The 15,156-nt window shown below is 63.8% G+C and carries 15 protein-coding genes and 1 pseudogene; 4 read left to right on the top strand and 12 right to left on the bottom strand.

The features are described 5' to 3' along the window. Window positions 1-245 precede the first annotated feature (245 nt). The 4 genes from rplL to CH268_RS20300 form a co-directional block, all read right to left on the bottom strand. Window positions 246-632 carry a 50S ribosomal protein L7/L12 gene (rplL, locus tag CH268_RS20315; protein WP_008713856.1) on the bottom strand — a complete coding sequence of 129 codons (387 nt, stop codon included), beginning with the start codon at window positions 630-632 and terminating at the stop codon, window positions 246-248. A gap of 90 nt (window positions 633-722) precedes the next feature. Further along, window positions 723-1,304: a 50S ribosomal protein L10 gene (rplJ, locus tag CH268_RS20310; RefSeq protein ID WP_008713855.1), complete on the bottom strand. Its 582-nt coding sequence runs from the start codon at window positions 1,302-1,304 to the stop codon at window positions 723-725. 328 nt (window positions 1,305-1,632) lie between these two features. Continuing rightward, window positions 1,633-2,109 carry a class F sortase gene (locus CH268_RS20305; RefSeq protein WP_176458005.1) on the bottom strand — a complete coding sequence of 159 codons (477 nt, stop codon included), beginning with the start codon at window positions 2,107-2,109 and terminating at the stop codon, window positions 1,633-1,635. Between the two features lie 155 nt (window positions 2,110-2,264). Next, window positions 2,265-3,041 (bottom strand): CHRD domain-containing protein, encoded by a 777-nt coding sequence (locus tag CH268_RS20300; RefSeq protein WP_027498227.1) that lies wholly within the window; start codon window positions 3,039-3,041, stop codon window positions 2,265-2,267. Between the two features lie 144 nt (window positions 3,042-3,185). On the opposite strand from CH268_RS20300, the gene CH268_RS20295 reads away from it, so the two are divergent. Then, a complete protein-coding gene (locus CH268_RS20295; protein WP_045840763.1) occupies window positions 3,186-3,719 on the top strand; it encodes an RNA polymerase sigma factor in 534 nt (177 codons plus the stop codon). Continuing rightward, window positions 3,716-4,432, top strand: a complete 717-nt coding sequence (locus tag CH268_RS20290; RefSeq protein ID WP_027498229.1) for a hypothetical protein — start codon at window positions 3,716-3,718, stop codon at window positions 4,430-4,432. Before CH268_RS20295 ends, CH268_RS20290 begins: the two co-directional genes overlap by 4 nt. Here the strand turns inward: CH268_RS20290 and CH268_RS20285 are convergent. The 6 genes from CH268_RS20285 to CH268_RS20260 all read right to left on the bottom strand — a co-directional run bounded on the left by CH268_RS20285 (window position 4,414) and on the right by CH268_RS20260 (window position 11,011). Next, entirely contained in the window at window positions 4,414-6,633 is a 2,220-nt protein-coding gene (locus CH268_RS20285) for an MMPL family transporter (protein ID WP_094665724.1), read from the bottom strand. The two genes, CH268_RS20290 and CH268_RS20285, sit on opposite strands and share 19 nt — an antisense overlap. After that, window positions 6,634-7,788: a hypothetical protein gene (locus tag CH268_RS20280; RefSeq protein WP_068053212.1), complete on the bottom strand. Its 1,155-nt coding sequence runs from the start codon at window positions 7,786-7,788 to the stop codon at window positions 6,634-6,636. It lies immediately after the preceding gene. After that, window positions 7,785-8,525, bottom strand: coding sequence for a phosphatidylserine decarboxylase (locus CH268_RS20275; protein WP_068053209.1), 741 nt, complete (start codon window positions 8,523-8,525; stop codon window positions 7,785-7,787). The genes CH268_RS20280 and CH268_RS20275 overlap by 4 nt, the downstream gene beginning before the upstream one ends. Continuing rightward, entirely contained in the window at window positions 8,525-8,722 is a 198-nt protein-coding gene (locus CH268_RS20270; RefSeq protein WP_027498233.1) for a hypothetical protein, read from the bottom strand. The genes CH268_RS20275 and CH268_RS20270 overlap by 1 nt, the downstream gene beginning before the upstream one ends. A gap of 1 nt (window position 8,723) precedes the next feature. Then, on the bottom strand, window positions 8,724-9,962 hold the full coding sequence (locus CH268_RS20265; protein ID WP_094665723.1) for an SDR family oxidoreductase: 1,239 nt from the start codon (window positions 9,960-9,962) through the stop codon (window positions 8,724-8,726). 344 nt (window positions 9,963-10,306) lie between these two features. Further along, the gene (locus CH268_RS20260; protein ID WP_027498235.1) at window positions 10,307-11,011 is read right to left on the bottom strand and encodes a TetR/AcrR family transcriptional regulator; all 705 of its coding nucleotides are present in this window, start codon (window positions 11,009-11,011) and stop codon (window positions 10,307-10,309) included. Between the two features lie 204 nt (window positions 11,012-11,215). Between CH268_RS20260 and CH268_RS20255 the strand changes: the two genes are divergently transcribed. Continuing rightward, the gene (locus CH268_RS20255; protein WP_371827903.1) at window positions 11,216-12,691 is read left to right on the top strand and encodes an MFS transporter; all 1,476 of its coding nucleotides are present in this window, start codon (window positions 11,216-11,218) and stop codon (window positions 12,689-12,691) included. A 16-nt stretch (window positions 12,692-12,707) separates the two neighbouring features. Here CH268_RS20255 and CH268_RS20250 read toward each other — a convergent pair whose 3' ends face one another. Further along, the gene (locus tag CH268_RS20250) at window positions 12,708-13,262 is read right to left on the bottom strand and encodes a PaaI family thioesterase (protein WP_027498237.1); all 555 of its coding nucleotides are present in this window, start codon (window positions 13,260-13,262) and stop codon (window positions 12,708-12,710) included. A 572-nt stretch (window positions 13,263-13,834) separates the two neighbouring features. Between CH268_RS20250 and CH268_RS20245 the strand changes: the two are divergent. Then, window positions 13,835-14,350 (top strand): annotated as a pseudogene (locus CH268_RS20245) (transposase); the annotation flags it as partial. Between the two features lie 31 nt (window positions 14,351-14,381). Here the strand turns inward: CH268_RS20245 and CH268_RS20240 are convergent. Further along, window positions 14,382-15,134, bottom strand: a complete 753-nt coding sequence (locus CH268_RS20240; RefSeq protein ID WP_068052725.1) for a TetR/AcrR family transcriptional regulator — start codon at window positions 15,132-15,134, stop codon at window positions 14,382-14,384. Between the last annotated feature and the right edge of the window lie 22 nt (window positions 15,135-15,156).

The raw sequence follows: 15,156 nt of genomic DNA, 5'->3' as shown, positions 1-15,156 counted from the left end.
CAAAGCTGTGACACGCCACAAACAATGACCGCCGAAACCCTTCGGAATGCTTTGGACTTCGGCGAAACCGAGTAAACAGGGGCACAAGGCCGGTGTCACGCGATTTGCAGGAGTCCGTGATCGATCACAACGGTGCACCCCGTGCGGTGTCCGAGAACAGAAGAAGGGCCGTCCCACCGAGGTGGGAACGGCCCTTCTTGCGCTCGTGCGTTCAGAGCACGAAGCACGACTGCAACGAAGCGGTCCTACTTGACGGAGATCTTCGCGCCGGCAGCTTCCAGCTTCTCCTTGGCGGCGTCGGCTGCGTCCTTGGCAACCTTCTCCAGAATTGCCTTCGGAGCGCTCTCGACGAGATCCTTGGCTTCCTTCAGGCCCAGGCCGGAAACGACCTCACGGACGACCTTGATGACCTGGATCTTCTTGTCGCCGGCCGACTCGAGGACGACGTCGAACTCGTCCTGCTCTTCAGCAGCCTCGGCGGGGGCTGCGCCGCCGCCTGCAGCAGCAACGGCGACGGGGGCAGCTGCGGTGACCTCGAAGGTCTCCTCGAATGCCTTCACGAACTCGCTGAGCTCGAGGAGAGTGAGCTCCTTGAACTGGTCGAGCAATTCTTCGGTGCTGAGCTTCGCCATGGTGGCGGGTCCTTCCTGTAAGTACCTAACCGCTGATCCGCGGCATGGTGTTGATGGTGTGGAGCTGAGCTGTACGCCAATACCAGCGGATCAGCTTTCGGCGGGAGCTTCCGCCGGTGCTTCTGTTTCTGCAGGTGCCTCGGCTGCGGCGGGTGCGCCGGCAGCCTTCTTCTCCTGCAACGCGAACGCCAGACGCGCGAACTGCGATGCGGGAGCGTTGAACAGGCCTGCAGCCTTCGACAAGTTGCCCTTCATGGCGCCGGCGAGCTTGGCCAACAGGATTTCGCGCGACTCGAGGTCTGCGATCTTGTTGATCTCTTCCACGGACAGCGTTGCGCCGTCCATGTAGCCGCCCTTGACGATCAAGGCCTTGTTGTCCTTCGCGAAGGCCTTGATGGCCTTCGCTGCGTCGACCGGCTCGCCCTTGATGAATGCAATGGCGGTCGGTCCGACGAACAACTCGTCGAGGCCGGTAATACCTGCCTCGGCCGCTGCGCGCTTGACCAGGGTGTTCTTGGCGACGGAGTACGTGGCACCTTCGCCGAGCGCACGCCGGAGCTGAGTCAGACCGGACACCGACAGGCCACGGTATTCCGTGACGACGGCAGCCGTCGAACCCTTGAACTGTTCGGTGATCTCCGATACTGCTGAGACCTTTTCGGGCTTTGCCATACTTCGCCTCCTCTCGTGGGAAGTTGTGTCGATCGCGAGAGGGCCGGAAAACGACGAACGCCCCGGCGCAAGAAGCACACGGGGCGTGAACGAGCAGGCAGTCGCGAGGACTGCAGACAGGTTCCCTACCTCGTTCTCCTGCGTGGGCCGTCCGACACGATCTCGGACCTTCAACCGCGCAACTCCCGGAAGTGAATCCTTCGAGAAGGCGGTGACCAACGGTCTTGGGTAGAACTTGATTGGGCGGTCTGGACCGGAGTGCGAGCACTCGTGATCCGAACCGTTGTTCAGGTTACAACATCCTCCGCGTCAACTCCAAAACGCTGGGCTATTGCCGCACTCCGTAGACGACGAGGTTGCGCTCGTAACTGCCCACCGAGGCGTCGAAGTCGCCCGAGCACGTGATCAGCCTGATCTCGCCGGTGGGCACCGCCCCGAAGACCTGCACCGTCGGGAACTCCACTTTGCCGTAGTCGCCGACCCGATCGATGCGGTAGTCGACTCGACCACCCGTCCCGTCCCCCACCGTCACGACATCTCCCGGTCGAAGCTCCGACAACCGATCGAACACTGCGGGACCGGTCGTGGAATCCACGTGCCCGGCCAGCACGGTAGGACTACCGATCACGCCCGGTCTGCCGCCGCCGGTGAACCACCCGACGTCGTCGTAGTCGCTCGGCACCTCCATCTCGCCGTTCTCGGTGAGATGGAGGCCGATCAACGGCTCGTCGAGGTCGATGGCCTCGACGCTGAGCCGGGTCGGTGCCTGCGCCGCGAAATCCGCCGTCGGGCCCGGTCCCGGCAAATCTCCAGCGGTCGAGGACTCGGTCGCTGGTGCGGCAGGTGGTACCGAGGTAGGTGTTGGTGCGGCAGGTGGTGATGGTGCGGCAGATGGCGGCGGTGCGGACGTACAGCCCGTCACCACCACCACTGCCGTAACAGCAACCAGGAGCCGAGATCTCAGCTGCGTGCCGTTCCGCTGCGGCGAGCAACCAACGTCACTCCCGCGATCGCCGTTGCACCCAGGACTACTGCGCCGAGGGCAACCGCGCCGACGACGGGCACCGCATTACTGGAGGCCGAATCGGACGCCGCGGCCAGAGCCGAACCGCCACCTCCGGTGGCGACGGAGCCGACCGGAATCTGCGTCAGCTGTCCGCGTACCGCTCCGGCCACGAAGTCGACGGTGTGGGTGTCGGCCGCGAAGCCCGCCGGATTTGCTTCGATCTGGTCCAGCGTGAATCCGGTTCCACTGTCGGCGTCGGCACCGGCCGGCGTCAGGCCGGTGGTGAACGGTCCCTGCATGCAGCCGGTGCTCGAACGTGGGCCGTCACCGATCGGCGTCGGGTTCGGGAACGCCAGACGCGGAGGTCCCGCAGCACCCGCCGCCGCCTCGTGAATGTGCGTGGCGGTCTTGGCCGGGCTCATGTAATCGCCGGTGACGCCGTCGAGCGCGATGTCGTAGCAGACGATGTCGAGATCGGAATTGATGCGCAGCGTGAACGTGCCCGTCGCGCCCGGCTGGCCCGGAGTGGCGACACCGTCGCCGTTCACCACCTGGTCGGGAGTTGCCATCGCGGTGAACGCGCTGGTGAACGAGTCCGGTTCGGCAACGGGGGTATCGGCACCGGCCGGGGCCGCGGTGAACAGCATCAGTGCAGCGGCCGTGCCGCCGACGACTGCGGTGGCGGTGCCGCGGACGGACATGGTCGGGCGGGTGATCGAGCGTCTGGTCATCTCGTGGGCCTTCCGTGGGAGCATCGGGCAGGCGAGCCCGTGCAGAGGTGTACGACGGTCGATGCCACGATGTTCAAAATTCGGTAAAGAAATACTCCAGTCTCGGATATGAACGTCCGGGGGTCCGTCGACGTAGTCACTGTCATGAGCATCGGGAGCGTGATCGAACTGCACTTCGACGTCGCTGCCGCGTACGACGAGCATGCGTCGGCCATGCTCGGTTTCGCCGTCAACGCACTGCGCGACCGAGCGCTTGCCGAGGACTGCGTCCAGGAGACGTTCCTTCGCGCATGGCGGGCCCGGTCCCGATTCGAGCCCAGCCGAGGAGCGCTGCGTACCTGGCTGTTCGCCATCGAGCGCAATGTGATCGTCGACGTCCAACGGTCTCTGAGCAGAATGCCGAAGCCGGCGTCGGAAAGGATCGAGGACCTCGACCGACGATCGGTCGCGATCTCGCGTGACACCAGTCCCGACGTGGACGAGCGACTGCGCATCATCGCCGCGCTCGCCCTTCTCTCTCCCGATCATCGGCAGGTCGTCGTTGCGGTGCACCTGGCGGGAACCACCTATGCGGAACTGTCCGAGTCGACGGGCGTTGCCGTACGAACATTGCGCACTCGCGCCTTCTACGCACTGAGGGCGCTGCGAGACCATCTCGACGGACAGGAGGAAGCATGAACGCCCGAGACGATCGCCGAGCCGAACTGATCGCCGCTGCCGTCGGCGACGACCTCGACGACACCGAGGCCGCCGAGCTACGCGAGCTCGCAGCATCCGATCCCACCGTCGACAGGGACATCGCCGAACTGCGCGCGCTGACCGGGACTCTCGGTCGTCGCGGTCCGACCGAACCGTGGCTCGAAGCATCGACGTCACCCGACCTCCGCGCCCGAGTTCTGGGTACGTCACCCGGCTCTGCGTGGCCACCCCAGCGGACACGTGGACCGCGCAGATCGGCCGGCCTGGCGGCCGCCGCCGCGATCGCGGGGCTGGTCGTCGGCAGCGGCGTCGTGCTCGGTATCGACGCCTCTCGACCGCAACCCGAGGATCCACCGGCCGCGATCACCGGACCTCCGGGAACCCTGGGTGCCTACGAGCAGGTCGCTTTCACCACGAGCATGCCGAGCGTGGACATCGAGGGCGGCCTCGTTGCGCACACGTGGGGCACCGAGACGTTCCTCGACATGGACGGCGTGTCCGATCGAGGCCCGTACGAGGTCGTCCTCGTCGATCGGTGGGGCACCGAACTCCCGTCCGGCACGTTTCTCGGTAGCGACGTCACCATCGAATGCCGCATGAACGCGGCGGTACTTCGCGGCGACGTCACCGAGATCGAGATCCGCGGCGCGGACGGCTCGCTGCTGGCGTCGGCTCAGTTGCCGACCACCTGACGATTCCGCGTACCGGGCCACCAGTTGCGCTCGCCGAAGAGCTTCATCATCGCCGGCACCAGCATCATGCGCACCAGCACGGCGTCGAACAGCACCGCGATGGCAAGAGCGAAGCCGAACTGTTTGAGCTCGAGCACGTCTGCGGTGAGGAAGCTGGCGAACACGGCGATCATGATTGCGGCGGCGGCGGTGATCGGCCTGGCGGTGTGTTCGATGCCGTCGACGACGGCGACGTCGTTGCTCGCTCCCCGCACGAACACTTCTCGCATACGGCCGATGAGGAACACCTCGTAGTCCATCGACAGACCGAAGACCACGGCGAACACCGTCACCGGTAGATACACCTGGATGTAACCCGGGCTCTCGAAGCCGAGAATGCTCGAACCCCAACCCCATTGGAAGACGGCGACGGTGGCACCCAGCGCTGCCCCGGTGACCAGCAGGTTCATGGCGACGGCCTTGAGCGGGATCACCACGCTGCGAAACACGACGGCCAAGTAACAGAGAGAAAAGGCCAGTACCGCGGCGACGACCCAGACGAACTTGCCGGAGATCTCCTCGGATGCGTCGACCACCAGCGCGGTGGTACCGCCCACGGACACGCTGGTGCCGTCCACGTCACCGGCGAGAACTGCCTGAGAACGCAGGGTTTCGACGAGGTCGGCGGCCTCCGTCGAGTCGATCGGGACCGACGGGACCACGATCAGCAACGACCGGCCGCCCTCGGGTTGCGCCAACGCGTAGGCGACGCGATCGTCTCCGCGCACGGAGTTCGCGAACGCGTCGACCGTGGCGATCTGCTGCGGTCCCAATGGACTGTCGTCCTCGCCGGTGAACACGATGGTGATGGGCGAGATGGTGCCGGGCGCGAACTTCTCGGTCAGGACCGTGTTGGCTCGTCCGGACGGTTCCGCGCTCAGCGCCTCGGCACCGAGATCGACCCCGTACGAGATCGAACCGATGGGAACCAGGCAGACGATGAGGACGGCGGCGGATGCGACCGTGTAACGCCAGGGGCGCTCGATGACGTGCTGCGCCCACCGCGACCACCACGTGGGAACTGCGGCGTCGTGCTCGTCGACCGAGGGAGGTTGGAATCGTCGCGGCAGCGACCAGGCCCCGATGCGCGTTCCCAGCACCGCGAGAAGTGCCGGCAGCAGGGTCCACGCGACCACGACGACGGTGGCGATGGTGAGCGCGACGACCAACGAGATGCTCTGCACCGCAGGGACATCGACGATCGCGAGGGCTCCGAGTGCGATCAACACGACCAGACCGGAGATGACGATGATGTGTCCGGCGGTGCCCATGGCCGCCCCCACCGCGCGCTCGGTCCTGTCCGAATCTTCACCGGGTCCGGCCCGCCCGATCTCCTCCCGGAACCGACTGACGATGAAGAGTGCGTAGTCGATTCCCAGACCCAGACCGAACATCGCCGCCACCGTGGTGACGAGAACATCGAAGGTCATCACGTTGGACAGCAACGCGAACATGCCGAACGCCGCCAGCACTCCGATTCCGGTGGTGACCAGCGGCACGATGCCCGCGACCACGGAACCCAGCGCCAGAACCAGCACCACGAAAGCGATGGGCAGACCGATGCTCTCGGCCCGCACGGCGTCCTCGGATTCGACGCGGGTGAGATCGACGGTCATCGGCGAGTAGCCCGTCACCGCCACCTCGACGCCATCACCGGACGCACCGCCGATCATCTCCTGCACGCGTTCGGCCACTGCGATCCGATCGCTGGCCTCTCCGCCGATGCCGACGAATGCGAGCGCCGAGGTCCCGTCGTCGGAGATCGTCGGGACGAATCCTGCGCTCTCGTAGGGGTCGACGACACGCAGTACGTCCGGTGACTGCCTCAGTGACGAGACGACCTCGGCCACCCGTGCGCGAAAGGCCGGGTTCCGGCTGTCCACCGAATCCGAGGTGAACGTGACGACGAGCTGTTCCGAGCCGAAGGACGCGAAATGCTGCTCGACCAGTTGGTCGGCGCGGCTGGATTCGGTTCCGGGAACGGAGAAGTTGGCCCCCACCAGGGAGTTCTGCAGCGCTGGGTACAGAATCGCGGATCCCACCGCCAGCAGCGTCCAGATCGCCAGCACCACCCAGCGTCGCCGCGCGACCAGTCGACCCCACCGGTCGCCGATGTTTCCGCAGCTCACCTGCGGGTCGATTCGCGAGATCGTGTCGGTCATCTACGTCAACTCCCGGCTGAAGATGCGGTACGTGCGGTGCGGAGCGAGTTTCGTCCGGGACAGGACCGAGCCCTTCATCCACGGACTGTCGTCGAGCACGGGAGCCGCTTCGACGCGCGTGAACCCGAGATCGCGCATACGCACCGACATCTCCATGATCAGCAGAGAGGACACGGCTCGATCGGGGCAATCCGGATCGACGAACAGCATGTCCACCCGCACTCCGTCGATGACCTCCGTGCGACCCGGACGCTTGACGTGCCACAGCGTCACCAGGTCTCGTGCCCAGCGCGACTTCAGGTGCGACGCCTTCGCGGCGGCCTGATTGACGTCCGGGATTCCCATCAGAAAGCCGACGGGCTTGCCGTCGAGTTCGGCCAGCAGGGTGAGCCGACGATCGATGACCGGAAGCATCATCTTCAGCAACTCGAACAGTTCCGTGTAGGACAGCGGCGAGAAGCCCCAGAAGTTCACGAACGTCTTGTTGTAGAGATCCCGCACGATGCTCGCGTCGCGTCGCAACGTCCGGTATTTCATCGACCGGAACGTCACCTCGGATCGCGCCTTGATCTTCTCGAAGATCTGCATGTGCCGCGCGTATTTGGGGTCGTTGTAGATGATGCACGGGTCGTCGAAAAGGTAACTGTAGAAGTCCTTGACCGCCATCAGACCCCACTTCTCGAAGTGGGCCGCGTAGTAGAGCGGATTGTGCGGCATCCCCACCAGGGGCAGCGCCGGGACCTCGTCGACGACGATGCCTGCGCTGTAGAACATCGACGGACCGAAGGGCCCGGAAATCGTCGCGAGTCCGCGCGCCGAAAGCCAGTGCGCCGCAGCGTCGAGCAGCGCTTCGGCGACGTCGTGATCGTCGACCGCCTCGTAGAAGCCGAAGAAGCCGATCGGCTCCCCCGTGTACTCGGTGAACGACAGATCGTGGATGGCCACGACGCGACCGACGGCAATCCCGTTCTCGCGAGCCAGAAATGCTTTCGTGACGCGGGTGGCGGCAACCGAGGGCGGCGGTGCGATGAGAATTCGGCCCAGGTCCATCGACTCGTCGGGTAGGCGGTACGGATCGCCCTGGTAGACCAGGTCCGAGACGGACTCGAATTCACGCCAACCGGCTTTGCCGTCGACCTCTTCGATCGTGATCATCGTTCCTCTTCGCTCGGTTGTCTGCCGTCGACGAGGATCGGTGAACGCACCACCGTCGTCTCGCCGGCGAACACGTAATTGCCTGGCCGGACAGTGATCTCGTCGACGAGTGCGTCGGGCACGAACACGTCGCACTGAGAACCGAAGCGGATCATTCCGTACTGCTCGCCGCGCTCGACGGTGTCGCCCACCGCGATGTGCGCAACGATGCGATTGACCCACAGGTCGGCTATCTGCGTCACCGTCACCACGGCTCCGCACGCGTGCTCGATCGACACGGTGAGTCGTTCGTTGGTGAGCAGGTAGTCGCAGCCCACGTCGTAGGGAGTTCGCCGCGTCAGCAGATTGGCCCCGACCCGGGCCATCGACTTGTTGAACGGTGCCGCAGATCGGTGTCGGCGCATCCTGACGATGCCCGAGATCGGAATTCGATTGCGGTGTACCGAGTATTCGGACATGTAGATGCCGATGAGGTACCCGCTGTCGGCTTCGGCGACGCCGGCGATCTCGTCGAGGGCAATGGTTCGCCCCTTCTTGACTGCGAACGCGGTACTGCCTGCCTCCACTCGTTTGACGTACGTGACGAAGCCGTCCGCAGGAGCCAGTACCGCTCGCGGATCGGCGGGCGGTACTCGATGCGGATCGCGAAAGAAGAACCGGGTTCGCCAGTAGACGAACAGCGCGAACGGAGCTGCCGTCGCGGCAGCGAGGCCGAGGGCCCACCGACACCACGACATCAGCTGTGCCGCTGTTCGTCGACGCTCTCCGACCAGGTCACGAAGGCATCCGCTGCCCAGTTCCGCACCGGGCCGGGCAGCAGTCCGATCAGCCCACACACCACGTAGAAGCCGAGCGAGAGAACGCCGTTGGTCACCTCGCGGCCGATGGGTACGTCCCGTAGGCGCACCGAGGTGGGCTCGAATCCGTCTGCCACGTCAGTTGACGGCGGCGGGCGTGAGCGTCTTGAGCTGTGCTTTCTCGAAATAGAGCTCGAACAGTCGGCGGTGGTCGCACCACGAGATGTCGTGGTCGAGTGGGAGTATCGCCTCGGGCTTGTGCACCAGGCGCATCAGCTGATCGATGTTGTCGGCCAGCATCGTCTCGGCAAATCGAGGCGAAATGCGCGAACTGACGCGCTCTTTGAACTCGTCCCAGCTCACCAGGTCGAGTCCGAGCAGCTCGGCGTAGAGGTCGTGGCCGTAACCGGTGGGGTTGCTCGGTAGGAGCCGCGTCAACGGGTGACTGCGCAGCGCATTGCCGGCCATGACGTCGCACATCACGTCCACCGGAACGTAGTTCATTCCCGGGCCGTCCCAGATGGCACCGGCGGCGATGGCCAGTTCGATGATGCGCCAGAAGCTGTACACCCGTCCGGGATCACGGCCGAGTTCGGTACTTCCGAGAATGTAGGGGGCCTCGCACAGGGTGACGGAGTAGGTGTCCGACATCGAGAGCCACCCGAGAAGCGTTGCGTTGACCCACTTCATCTGCGCGTAGCCCGAGTACCACCACGAATCCGGGCGGCGAAAATCCTCGGGCTTCTGGTAGAGGTGAGCTCCGATGCTGCCCACGTAGGTGAGGTGCTTACGCGTGGAGGTGATGCTGAATTCGAGAATGCGCAGGACGCTCACGAACCAGTCGTCGCGCAGATCGGCATAGCTCTCGGTGTAGTCGGTCGAGCTGGCGCAATTGAAGATCTGCCCCACTCCGGCAGCAAGATCGAAGTAGGCAGCCTTGTCGAGACCGAACCGGAACGTCGTGGGAGTGCCCTCGACGATGCGAATCTTGTCGGCGTCGACCTCGATCTCGTACTGGTCGAAGGTGCGCTGCAGGCGCTCGAACGCCGTCTCCTCCTCGGTGGGGCGCACCATCGCATAGACGACCTCGACGGCGGAATCACGAGTGAGTCGGCCGATCAGGTGCGCGCCGAGGAATCCGTTGGCTCCGAACACCAGCGCCGTGTCGGTGCGCGGCGGTGCCATGCTCGCCACCCGGCGTCGGGTGTCCTCGTCGACGAACGGCCGCAACGCGGTCGGATCACCGTTGCTCAGAGCGACGACGTCGGCGTACTTGCCGGCGAAGCGAAGCCCCGGGCATTCGCTGGTGATCAGTGCATCCGCGTGCGGCCAGACCGGACGCAACGAACCATCTCCGAACAGTGCTTCTACGTGCATTCTCGCTCCCCTGCAACGATCGGTGTCCCATGTCACTTCGGACCGGCAGAACGTAGCAATTTCGAGGGCTCGAGATCGGGTGACCGGGAAAGTCTGGTACGCCCCATAGCGTTGCTCAACTTTTGTTGAGAGGGTTCCCAACAGAACACAGTCGAACGGGCGGATTATTGGAGCAGATTACGACCGATTCGCGTTCCTCGTGTCAGTTTCAGAAGACGGCTGCACGATGTCAGAAGTGCACTGCAGTGCAACTCCGAGTTCTCGAGCACACGTCCGGCCGTATCCAGTGAGCGCTGCGATCCCTGACTGGATAGCGCATTGATGGTGAAATTTCGCATCAAGTTTTATTGGCCGTCGGTGAGCTGCGGGTCTAGCGTCGCGGCCGGCCGTGGACGGCTGTGGTCGCGCGAAGTGCTCGATCGGACACTTGCGGCATGGGCGGCGAGAAAGTTGTCGACGATTTGGATGCAGTCGTCGGCGTGGATGTGGCGCAGTCCTGTGAGGCGAGCGAACACTATCGGTCCGAGGAGCTGAATGAGGGCGAAGGTGGTGTCGATCTCGCCGAGTACAGCGCGAGCGTCAGGGGCCGTCAGGATCTGATCCAGGGACCTGCGGTATTGCTCTATGACACGGGCCCGAAGCGAGACCACCGCGCCAGGATCGAGATCGCGCCGGCTGGCGTCGCCGCTGTTGACGGGTCCCATTGCCAGCCAGGCCAGCGTGGTCATCTGCACCGGAGCTTGGTCGATGAGGTCGGCTTGGGTGGTGAGCAACGAAATCAGACGTTCACGTAGCGGACCGGTATCGATATCGGTGTCGACTGGGGGTAGTAGTCGCTCGAAGGTTGCAGCAAGCAGGTCAGTGGTACTTCCGAAGTGGCGGTACAGAGTGGCACGTGCAACCTTCGACATGCGGGTGACCGCCTCCACGGTGACCGCCTCGACACCGCCGGTGGACAGCAGCTGGCCCGCCGCTTCGAGCAACCGGTTACGTGAGCGCGCCAGCCGGGGGTCGGCCGGACCCTCGGCTGCAACGAGAGGGTCGACCATGAACGGGCTCCGCTCCATTTTGACTGACAAAACATGTCCTCGCTTGACCATTCTGTCACACCCGCAAAGTTATGATACTAATAGTCTCGTACCGAGACGATCAGTCTCTAACTGGGAGGCTGGCCGTTGAACGAACGTAGATCCGACTCTGCCAGCGTCGCTCGATGGAGCGGTGCCCAGTGGTGGATGTTGATTGTGTCGTGCATGGCGGTCGCGTTGGTGGTGGCCGCAATGGCGGCATTGTATTCAGCGTTGCCACAGATCGCGGTCGCGACAGGGGCGACGCAAGCTCAACTGACCTGGATAGTCGACGGTTATACGCTGGTATTGGCGTGCTTCGTTCTGCCTGCCGGTGCGATCGGTGACCGGTACGGTCGCCGCGGGGTGCTCGTGGCGGGGTTGGCGTTGTTCGCTTTCGCGTCGGCCTTGCCCTTGTTTCTCGCCGACCCGGCGTGGCTGATCGCTGCTCGCGCGTTGGCTGGGGCGGGTGCGGCGCTGGTCATGCCCTCGACGCTGTCGATACTGACCGCGGGATTTCCACCGGCGCATCGCGGCCGCGCTGTAGGTGTGTGGGCCGGGGTTGCTGGATCCGGGGCGGTCCTGGGCATCCTCGGGGCTGGTGTGCTGCTCGAACAGTGGTCGTGGACCTCGGTGTTCGTCGGGTTGACCGTCGCCGGAGCGGTTCTGGCCGGGTTGGCATGCAGTATCGCGGAGTCCCGCCAGCAGGAGCATCCACCGGTCGATTGGGTGGGCGCGGTGACCGTAGTTGTCGCGGTCGGGGCGATCGTCTTCGCTGTGATCGAGGTTCCGGCCCGTGGCTGGTCGGATTCGCTCGTCGCCATCAGCACTGCGGTGGGCTTGTTCGCAGTTGTGGTGTTCGTCGTCGTAGAACTACGTTCCTCGGCACCCCTACTCGATGTCCGGTTGTTCGCCCGCCGTGGCTTCGGTGCCGGCGCACTGTCGGTCTGTATCCAATTTCTGGTGACCTTCGGGGTGTTCTTGCTGTTGGTGCAGTATCTGCAGTTGATTCTCGGTTATGGACCGCTCACCGCCGCGTTGGCGTTGACCCCTATGGTCGTGCCGCTCATCGTGATCTCGGTGATTGCACCCTGGCTGTCGAACATTGTTGGCCTGCGGGTGATGACCACTGTAGGTCTGCTCACCATCGCGGCGGGACTGGTGATGGTGAGCAGATTGACCGTCGCGGCAACTTACCCTGACCTGCTGTGGCCCTTGCTCATCATGAGTGCGGGTTTGGGGTTGTGTACCGCCCCTGCGACTTTCGCCATCGTCTCGGACACTCCTGAGGCCAAGCACGGGGTGGCTGCCGCGGTCAACGACGCAGCTCGCGAAATCGGTGCCGCGATTGGGATTGCGGTAGCCGGTAGCGTGCTCGCGGCCGGTTACGTTCAGCACATTCAGCCGGCTCTGCCCCAGCTACCCGAGCCTGCCCGTGGTCCGGTGGCCGATTCTCTGGCCGCCGCGTTGCAGGTCGCCGACCGCGCAGGACCAGCTGGTCAGCCGCTGGCCGAGTTCGCCAGAGCCGCATTCGTACACGGAAGTGGTCAGGCGACGCTGTCGTTGGCGGCGCTGACCGCCGCTGGGGCACTCGTCCTCGCCGTCTTTGCGCCAGGTAGACGCAGCCGTACGACAGCCACCGCGGGTGACGGACGTCGGTGAAGGTCGGCCAGGGTGTCTATTCTTCGGTGTGATTCGTGTCTGTGGCCCGGAGTTGGGCTCGGGCTTGGGACTGCATGAAGTGTTCGACCTCGACCACCACGAACAGGGCAGTAGCGGTGGCTACCGAGCGGCCCTGCGCATCGTCCATCGTGGCCGTGAGATCCAGTTTGCGCCCATCACGAGACCGAACGGCAGCACGCAATACGTATGGAGTGCCGAGCAGAACCGGCGCTAGGTAGTCGAGCTCGAGACGCCGCGTCACGGCGAGCTCACCCACTGTGTAGAGCAGGAAGCCGAACAGATCGTCGAGAACGGTCGCCACCGCGCCGCCGTGTGCTATCCCGGGTGCCCCGACATGACGTTGATCGAACACATGGTGAGCCACCACGCCGTTCTCGTCACGCTGGACCGACAGGGCATGGCCGTGCGGGTTCTGCGGCCCACAACCAAGACAGTCGGGGTGGTGGGGCGGTAGATCAGGCGAATCGAAACTCGTGCTCCAGAACGAGCGCGCCCAGTTCTCGATAGCGGGGCCGGCCGACCCGCTGACCTCGTCTGGAATTCTTTTCATGGTCGGACCTCTCTGTCGTGAAAACATTGTGCCGAGTCTGTCGCGTCTTCGTGCGCTCGGCCTGCACCGCTGTTAGTTTCGAAAGATAAACTGCACTATGTCAGAAGTGAACCGCACTAAAGGATCGACCAAGCCGACATAGCTTTAAAGAGAGAAGTGATCTGCCGCGAGGATTTCGGACCTGGAGATGACTATTCTGAGGCCGCGTTTGCGGACTGCCCGTAACTGAGTTCTTGTCTAGGGAACATTCCAGCCACCACGAAGGGCATCTCGCGAATGCAACTATCTCACACCCGACCTGCCTCGGCCGAATGCTGCGACGACCCCAATCTCTGCCGCTCCGCGGCGGCAGGCGAGGCCCGCGCGCCTCGCATCAAGATGACCGCGCTCTGAGGTCGATTTGTTGCGCCCAACGCTTGAAGGAGCGCGTCCAGCGCGATGTCCTCGTTATCGAATATCAAGATTGCATGGAGGTCGTCGCGGAGTGCGCAGCGGGCGCAGAAACGGGATCGGTAGCGTTCGCCTTTCGTGGTTGCAGGCGTTCGCAGCGCAGGTCGAGCGCGATGCCGGGCGCACTCTTGGCGTTGATCGCGGAGTTGAACCGTCAGATCGGCGACCTCGAAGCCGATCTGACCCGCCATTTTGAAACACACCCGGACGCTGACACACAACGCCGCCATCTACCTCTCCCTGCCAGGAATCGGTGTCATCCTCGCCGCCCGGGGCTCGGTGAATTCAGCGACGACGTCGACCGCTACACCAACGTCAAGTCTCGCAAGAATTACGCCGGTACGTCACCCCTGACAGTTGCGTCGGGCAAGAAGCGGGCCGTACTGGCTCGACATATCCGCAACCGGCGGCTCTACGATGCCATCGACCGGTGGGCGTTCTGCGCCCTCAGCCAGAGTCCGGCCGCTCGCGCGTTCTACGAACAACACCGTGCTACCGGAGACCTCCACCACCAAGCGCTCCGCGCACTCGCCAACAGACTTGTCGGGCTCCTGCACGGGTGCGTACGCCACTGCACCGAATACGACGAACACACCGCTTGGGCACACCGCACCGCGCAACAACCCGACGCAGCTTGACAAGTTACAATTATTGGATATCTAGGGTGATTCAGTCCATTTTGTGGCGGGACGCGAAACCGGGATGGCTGAATGGCAGACTGCGTGAGAAGGCCACGCCTACGGTTGCGGCCGCGCCGTCGATGATTCCCCACGTCGTCTCTGATAGGTGTGCGGCGAAGAACGTATCATCCACCCCTTGCTCACGACCGTTGTCGATCCACCACTGAGTCGCAGATAGACCAGAACCCAGAATGGACGCCACGGCCAAGGGAATGACCGAAGTATCTGCGTGAACACGCTGAAGACTTTCAGTGAACCGATCGGCGACGACCTCCATCACCGACCTCAGTTCGTCAGCAACTCCGCCATTTCCCGATCCGGAGTACTGAAACAAGTGATTCGCCATAAGGAATCTGACGACAGTGGGATACTGCCCGACGAGCGCGACGTAGCTCTGGACGGACGAGCGAACCATGTCGTCAACCGAAAGATAATCTTGGTCGGCGAGAATAGTGACTTTCGCCGAATCCCACATCAACGCACCGAGTTTCGCCGCCACCGCCGCGTTCAAGCCCGCTTTGTCGCCAAAGTAGCGATACAGCTTTGGTTTAGATACACGGGCCTCCGCAGCGATGTCGTCCATGCTGACGCCTGCACCATACCGTTCGATGATCCGTATGGTCGCGTCGACCAGCTGCGCGCGTACCTCGACTCTATGCTCATCCCAGCGGGTGCTACGGGCATCGGCCACTCGACGCTGCACCTGAGATGGAGTAAATGAAACGCGGCGGACGAATGACATTATGGGGTTAACAATACCCTGA

Source organism: Rhodococcus sp. 06-1460-1B (genome assembly GCF_002258475.1).
Classification (GTDB): Bacteria; Actinomycetota; Actinomycetes; order Mycobacteriales; family Mycobacteriaceae; genus Rhodococcoides; species Rhodococcoides fascians.
This window is presented reverse-complemented; position numbering and strand designations above follow the sequence as displayed.

Bases quoted from the DNA above. Each gene is read 5' to 3' on its own strand.
- CH268_RS20240 (WP_068052725.1), bottom strand. From the start codon at position 15,134: ATGTCATTCGTCCGCCGCGTTTCATTTACTCCATCTCAGGTGCAGCGT.
- CH268_RS20255 (WP_371827903.1), top strand. From the start codon at position 11,216: ATGGCGGTCGCGTTGGTGGTGGCCGCAATGGCGGCATTGTATTCAGCG.
- CH268_RS20250 (WP_027498237.1), bottom strand. From the start codon at position 13,262: ATGAAAAGAATTCCAGACGAGGTCAGCGGGTCGGCCGGCCCCGCTATC.
- rplJ (WP_008713855.1), bottom strand. From the start codon at position 1,304: ATGGCAAAGCCCGAAAAGGTCTCAGCAGTATCGGAGATCACCGAACAG.
- CH268_RS20260 (WP_027498235.1), bottom strand. From the start codon at position 11,011: ATGGTCGACCCTCTCGTTGCAGCCGAGGGTCCGGCCGACCCCCGGCTG.
- CH268_RS20275 (WP_068053209.1), bottom strand. From the start codon at position 8,525: ATGTCGTGGTGTCGGTGGGCCCTCGGCCTCGCTGCCGCGACGGCAGCT.
- CH268_RS20285 (WP_094665724.1), bottom strand. From the start codon at position 6,633: ATGACCGACACGATCTCGCGAATCGACCCGCAGGTGAGCTGCGGAAAC.
- CH268_RS20295 (WP_045840763.1), top strand. From the start codon at position 3,186: ATGAGCATCGGGAGCGTGATCGAACTGCACTTCGACGTCGCTGCCGCG.
- CH268_RS20265 (WP_094665723.1), bottom strand. From the start codon at position 9,962: ATGCACGTAGAAGCACTGTTCGGAGATGGTTCGTTGCGTCCGGTCTGG.
- CH268_RS20300 (WP_027498227.1), bottom strand. From the start codon at position 3,041: ATGACCAGACGCTCGATCACCCGCCCGACCATGTCCGTCCGCGGCACC.
- CH268_RS20290 (WP_027498229.1), top strand. From the start codon at position 3,716: ATGAACGCCCGAGACGATCGCCGAGCCGAACTGATCGCCGCTGCCGTC.
- rplL (WP_008713856.1), bottom strand. From the start codon at position 632: ATGGCGAAGCTCAGCACCGAAGAATTGCTCGACCAGTTCAAGGAGCTC.
- CH268_RS20280 (WP_068053212.1), bottom strand. From the start codon at position 7,788: ATGATCACGATCGAAGAGGTCGACGGCAAAGCCGGTTGGCGTGAATTC.